Genomic DNA, 5692 nt, shown 5'->3' with positions numbered 1-5692 from the left:
ATTCTCGATTGGTGTTGAGTTTTAAGGCTAGTAGGTCTAAGGTTCCTTCTGTTTCTTCGAGTAAGTTTAAGTCTTCGCGCTGTAGGTTCTCGGTGAGGGTAAATTCTAATGCTTCCGAGTCGGTCATTTCTCGGATTATTGCGGGGACTTCTGTTAATCCTGCTTCCTTTGCCGCACGATAACGTCTTTCTCCTGCTACTAGTTCGTAGTTATCCCCTACTGGTCGCAGTACGATATTTTGTAATACTCCATTTTTATTCACAGAGTTAACTAGAGACTGCATTGCTTCTGGTTTAAAGTAGCGTCTTGGTTGGGGAGTTTGGGGCAGAACTATTTTATCAAGCGGCGCCACCATTATTGGTGCAGTGCTAGATGTTGTTACTTCGGTTTTGGCTGCTGCAGTTGATTTGGATGGTGCTTTCTTTTTAGATGCTGGCGCCTTTACAGTGGGTTTTACTGTTCTTGCTGTTCCTGGTTTAGGTGTACCACCTATGTTAGCTGCACTCATGATTGTGTCTCCGGATCGGGTTAGGGATATGTTGTTAAGAAATATTTATACCTGAAGAAGTCTTAACATACTTTGAATTGAATCATCCTCCGTACTGCAAAAAGCGTGTTCATAATCATTCTTACTCTGCTAATTAAAATGAATGACTTTAACTATTATTTTTATGCCAACAACTAACTTTAAATAAAAAATAAATTTTCGATATAAAATTTACATAAAAAATATATTTAACGCAGAGCTTGGCAGTAAATAAGCAAGTAGTTTATAACTGAAAAAGGAATAATTTTTCAAAAATAAAAAATTAAATTTATGAGCGACGCTAAGAAAAAAAAGCCAGAATGTCCTGTTCCAAAAGAGGTAAGAGAGGCAATTAAATATACTGCTGATACTGTTGATAAGCACAAACAAATTGTTAAAAAATTAAATCCTTTTGGCTAATAGATAAAATGTAGCCAAAATTTTCATGTCTATATTATTTAACCCTGTAGTTTTTTTCAACTACAGGGTTATAAAATTTTAGGCAGGTGTTTAACAGATTAAGTGCTATTGTTTGGGTTGTAATAAGCAGGCGCCTTTGGGATAGTGTGGGAAAGTTAATCGAAAATTGAATACAATTAAAATTTTAAGGATTATAAACATTGTTTTAATCGAAATTGTATTACTTCATCTTCTAAATATATTTCGTAAAATGCAGAATAATATTTTTTAAATAGTTTTACTGTTAGACCTAAACAACTTGCAATATCTTCTTCTTTAACATACAATTTCTGACTCCGTACTACTTGGATAGCGCCTGCTAAAATATAATATTTTTGTTCGTCTTGGTGGAATTCCCGAAAATTCCCATAAGTTGTGTCTTTGCTGCAATATATTGTCCAACAAGAGTGTATTTGCCACGGATAACCTAAACTATCAAATAAAACAGAGTCACCATAACCATTAGTATGGTAAAAAACTTCAGCGTTACACCACCAACATTTTATCAAACGAGTTTGAGGCTCTCTAGTTGGCTTGGGTATGGATTTTTTTATTGAATCACTTAGGCGGCTAATTAAACTAGTTCTTATACCACCACCGACTCCATAATATGCACCTCCCCAACCACAGTTACATCCTGCTGAGTGATTCCAAGCATTACACATACTTTAATTTTTTATTGGGATAATAATTATAGATTCATTTTATATTTGTTTTTAGGAGAAATTAATTAACTTTTTATGAACTAAATCCCTGAAAGACAAAAAATATTAAAAGTTTTATATTTAATAATAAATATGATGCGCGGAGTGGAAATGTATTGTTATCTTTAATTAAATTTATATTGGCAGATGCTCCACTCCAACGGACTCGGCGCCATCTCAAGTAAAAATATCTCCACCAGTTATATATATGATGGAGATAACAAACATATAAAGTTTCAAGTACTATTATTTGGGTTGTGTATCGCAGGCGCCTTCTTCTAACCGATACTCTAACCCCCATGCTTTAATTCCTAGGCTGACGGAATTACAATTGTTGTCTAGGAGAATAACTAAGCTTGGCGCCAGTGCCATTAATGCGAGAATGATAAGCACCCACAGGGAATAATGAGTTTTTGAGACTAAGTTGTTTTTCATACAAGGGTTTATATTTACATAGATAAGGGTTGTTGGTGGAAGCGCTTCCGACTTATCTTTAGTATCGAAGGTTAGGTAAATTAGTTCAGCTTTGGCATTGCCTGACTTCTGCGTGAAAATGGCATGACTTTAGCAAGATATGAATTTTTAAACTAAAATTGATACAGTCTATATACTGATGTATGCCGCAAAATTCTATTGCTGCTTGCTCTGATGGTATCGAGAAAGCAAAACAAGCTTTAAAGAGAAAAGGGTTAAGCCGACAGAAACTAGCTGGATATAAGGACTGTAATCTTTCCCGCAGTACAATCGATAATTTTTTTAATGGAAAAGCTGTCAGTAATGAAAGTTTTGTCAATATCTGTAAGGTTCTTGAACTTGATTTTGACGAAATTGCTGGTATTTCACAAGTAAGCGAACAATCGGCGCCACTTCGCGAGTCATTGAGTGAGACTATAAATATTGATGAGTTAGTGCGAACCGCACGTGTTTATATTGGCGCCGATATTGAAGAACGTTGCGGTACAATGCGTGTACTAGATATGACGCAGCCAATAGGATTAAATGACATCTACACCAGCGTCAACATATTAGAAAAAATTATTGGTCGCAAGCGGTTAGAAATCGCCGAACTGATGAAAAACTGCAACCCTGAAAATTTTGACCGATTTGGACTTAGCCTCGTAACAGAAAAGCGAGTACCAGGATTAGAGGCAGTAGAGCGTCATAGTAAACTAATAGTACTGGGAAAACCGGGCGCGGGGAAAACAACTTTTCTAAAATATATAGCTATCCAGTGCATTTCTGGAAATTTTTATACGGAACACGTTCCCGTTTTCATTACCTTAAAACAATTTGCAGAAACTCCGAAACAACCGAATTTACAGGAATTTATTAGCCAACAATTAGATATAGAAATAACTCAATTGCTCAATTCCGGTAAATTTCTAATTTTACTTGATGGTTTAGATGAAGTAAGAGAAGAAGATAGCAGCAGAATTATCAATAAAATTGAAGAATTTACTCATCGATATAGCAGAAATAAATTTATTATCACTTGTCGTATAGCAGCACGAGAATATACATTTCAAAATTTTACCGAAGTAGAAGTAGCGGATTTTGATGAAAAGCAGATAAAAACATTTGTTACCAACTGGTTTCGCTCAAAAGAAGCTTCGGCACCAAAAAAATTTATGCAGCAGTTGCAATCAAATGAACAAATAAAAGAACTAGCTACAAATCCCCTACTGCTGACATTATTATGTTTAGAATTTGAAGATTCAGGGGACTTTCCCTCCGACCGCGCGGAGCTATATAATAGAGCAATTCATACTTTACTCAGAAAATGGGACTCCAAACGTGGAATTGTGCGAGATGATGTATATAAACAATTATCAATTCGGCATAAAGAAGATTTACTAAGCGAAGTTGCTTGGAAGACTTTCGAGCGCAAAGATTATTTCTTTAAACAGAGAAGCGTAGAGGAATATATCTCTGATTATATCCGCAATTTACCACAAGCTAAAACAGACCCAGAAGCATTGCGAATAGATAGCGAAGCAGTTTTAAAATCCATAGAAGCACAACATGGACTTTTAGTAGAGCGAGCAAGGGGTATTTACTCATTTTCTCACCTGACATTTCAAGAATTTTTTACCGCTAGAGAGATTGTTTATAATTCTAATCAAGAAGATGCTTTGAAAATTTTAACCAGTTATATTAGCGAAAAACGTTGGCGAGAAGTGTTTTTATTATCAGTCGGGATGTTGAAAAGTGCAGATTTGCTATTGCAATTAATGAAACAAAAAATTGATAGCTTACTCTCTAGGGATGAAAAATTACAGCAGTTTCTTGCTTGGGTTGAAGAAAAATCGAACTCGGTGGAGGCGCCTTATGAAAAAGCTGCTATACGTGCTTACTATTTAGACCTTGCCTTCGTCCAAAAGCGAGACCTCGCCAAGGGCATCGACCAAAACTTCTGCCGAGACCTCGACTTCGACCTCGCCCTCGACTTCGCTCTTGACCTCGACCTCGACTTCGACTTCGACTTCGCCCTTGACCTCGACTTCGACCTCGACTTTGACCTTGCCCTCGCCGATGTCCGCGTCCGAGACAGAGGAACGGAAGACGAATTAAAGCGCAAGTTCCGGCGGTTAAAAACTAAACTGCCTAGTTCAAAAGAAGATTCTGATTTTTTCAAACAATGGTGGGTTGCAAACGGCGCCAATTGGACTGAAGAGCTTAGGGCTATTATGATTGAGCATCGTAATACTGGTCACGACTGGCAATTTACTGACTCTCAAAAAGAACTTTTGGAAAAATATTACGGCGCCAACCAGTTACTCGTTGATTGTCTCAATAGTGATTGTTATGTTAGCCGCGATGTTCGTAAACATATTGAAGATACACTATTACTACCGATAAAATCTATTAAACAAGATAATCAACCACCTGCATAGGGATAAAATTGCGGCGCCACGGGTTCAAAAAATATCTTCAGTATAAAAATTACTCATCCCACTTGCCCCCGACACCCTTCGACATAAACCCCCGACACCACCCGACAAGAGTATTGTTATAAGTAACTAATAGTCATACAATGCAATCGTTACAACCACCGACATAGGTTTTGTCGTGCCCTGTCGAGGGGTCAAGGAGATCAGCATTATGGTTAGTAAGAAAGAAGCAGCAGAGTTTTTAGGTGTTTCAACAAGAGCTGTAGAGAGGTACACCGCGTCGGGTAAATTGCCTTGCTCTTATGTGCAGGGTAAATTCGGAAAAGAAGCAAATTACAACCTTGAAGATTTAGCTCGTTTGAAAGCAGAACTTTCTACCCCTACCTATCAACCGGAAATTATCCACCCCCCGACAAGCTCCGACAGTAAATTACCCCCCGACAGTGCCCCCCTGTCGAGGGTGTCGGGGGCAGAAGTTTCTAGTATTGACTATGAGGAACGCTTCTTGGTGGCACTAGAAAATTTAGCTAACCGCATCTCTATCAGCGATAAGCTACTACTATCCCTACTAGAAGCACAGAAACTAACGGGACTATCGCGCGAGTTCTTAAGGGAAGCAATTAAGTTAGGAAAGCTTAAGGCTCAAAGAATTGGTAGAGGTTGGAAGCTTAAGCGTAAGGATTTAGATGTTTATATAGATAATTTGTGACAACTATAAAAATCCTAAAAGTTCCACCAATGGTGGAACTTTTAAGATTTACGCATATGTATATGTAGCAAAAATCACACAATTCCTAATTAATATAGTCAGCGTCGAACAAGGTATACTGGCGCCACTTGAAAACGCACCTCTGGAAACAAAACAATGGTTTATAGCGGGTACTGTTGGTGTGGTGAGTGCGGTGGTTGTGGCACTGGTCAGCTTTACTGCGTCGAATTTTTCTTCTTCATCGCAACGCGCAGGAGTTCGTAACACTGGTTGGGCAATGTCTTTAGCTGCGGGTATTGTATCGTTTGCCACTGCTGGAACACTGGGAAATTTAACGTTAAAACAAATTCGTCGCACTACCAAAGATTTACAAAATCAATTTGACTCTGTACGTCAAGGTAAT

Annotated in this window: 6 protein-coding genes and 1 pseudogene; 4 read left to right on the top strand and 3 right to left on the bottom strand. The window is 37.9% G+C overall.

Translation table 11 applies throughout. The features are described 5' to 3' along the window. Positions 1-508, bottom strand: a 508-nt coding sequence (locus tag AC2JBO_RS42515; protein ID WP_496959649.1) for a ParB/RepB/Spo0J family partition protein, incomplete at its 3' end; no start/stop codon positions are given. Positions 509-817: 309 nt separating this feature from the next. Between AC2JBO_RS42515 and AC2JBO_RS42510 the strand changes: the two genes are divergently transcribed. Beyond that, positions 818-946, top strand: coding sequence for a hypothetical protein (locus tag AC2JBO_RS42510; protein ID WP_496959648.1), 129 nt, complete (start codon positions 818-820; stop codon positions 944-946). Between the two features lie 191 nt (positions 947-1137). Here the strand turns inward: AC2JBO_RS42510 and AC2JBO_RS42505 are convergent, their stop codons facing one another. Continuing rightward, on the bottom strand, positions 1138-1650 hold the full coding sequence (locus AC2JBO_RS42505) for a hypothetical protein (protein WP_496959647.1): 513 nt from the start codon (positions 1648-1650) through the stop codon (positions 1138-1140). A gap of 285 nt (positions 1651-1935) precedes the next feature. Next, on the bottom strand, positions 1936-2124 hold the full coding sequence (locus AC2JBO_RS42500) for a hypothetical protein (protein WP_496959646.1): 189 nt from the start codon (positions 2122-2124) through the stop codon (positions 1936-1938). Between the two features lie 182 nt (positions 2125-2306). Between AC2JBO_RS42500 and AC2JBO_RS42495 the strand changes: the two genes are divergently transcribed. From AC2JBO_RS42495 to AC2JBO_RS42485, 3 genes and pseudogenes are all read left to right on the top strand, one after another. Continuing rightward, positions 2307-4583, top strand: coding sequence for an NACHT C-terminal helical domain 2-containing protein (locus tag AC2JBO_RS42495; protein WP_496959645.1), 2277 nt, complete (start codon positions 2307-2309; stop codon positions 4581-4583). Positions 4584-4791: 208 nt separating this feature from the next. After that, complete coding sequence (locus tag AC2JBO_RS42490) at positions 4792-5289, top strand: helix-turn-helix domain-containing protein (RefSeq protein WP_496959644.1); 498 nt, start codon at positions 4792-4794, stop codon at positions 5287-5289. Between the two features lie 97 nt (positions 5290-5386). Continuing rightward, a pseudogene (locus tag AC2JBO_RS42485) lies at positions 5387-5692 on the top strand (methyl-accepting chemotaxis protein); the annotation flags it as partial.

It is taken from the genome of Calothrix sp. CBUCES-K 9914, from assembly GCF_059640475.1.
Note: the sequence above shows the minus strand (reverse complement) of the source record. Positions and strands in the feature narration are given on the sequence as shown.

What these genes read in the sequence shown, in the direction of transcription:
- AC2JBO_RS42510 (WP_496959648.1), top strand. Translation starts at nt 818, where the DNA reads ATGAGCGACGCTAAGAAAAAAAAGCCAGAATGTCCTGTTCCAAAAGAG.
- AC2JBO_RS42505 (WP_496959647.1), bottom strand. Translation starts at nt 1,650, where the DNA reads ATGTGTAATGCTTGGAATCACTCAGCAGGATGTAACTGTGGTTGGGGA.
- AC2JBO_RS42500 (WP_496959646.1), bottom strand. Translation starts at nt 2,124, where the DNA reads ATGAAAAACAACTTAGTCTCAAAAACTCATTATTCCCTGTGGGTGCTT.
- AC2JBO_RS42495 (WP_496959645.1), top strand. Translation starts at nt 2,307, where the DNA reads ATGCCGCAAAATTCTATTGCTGCTTGCTCTGATGGTATCGAGAAAGCA.
- AC2JBO_RS42490 (WP_496959644.1), top strand. Translation starts at nt 4,792, where the DNA reads ATGGTTAGTAAGAAAGAAGCAGCAGAGTTTTTAGGTGTTTCAACAAGA.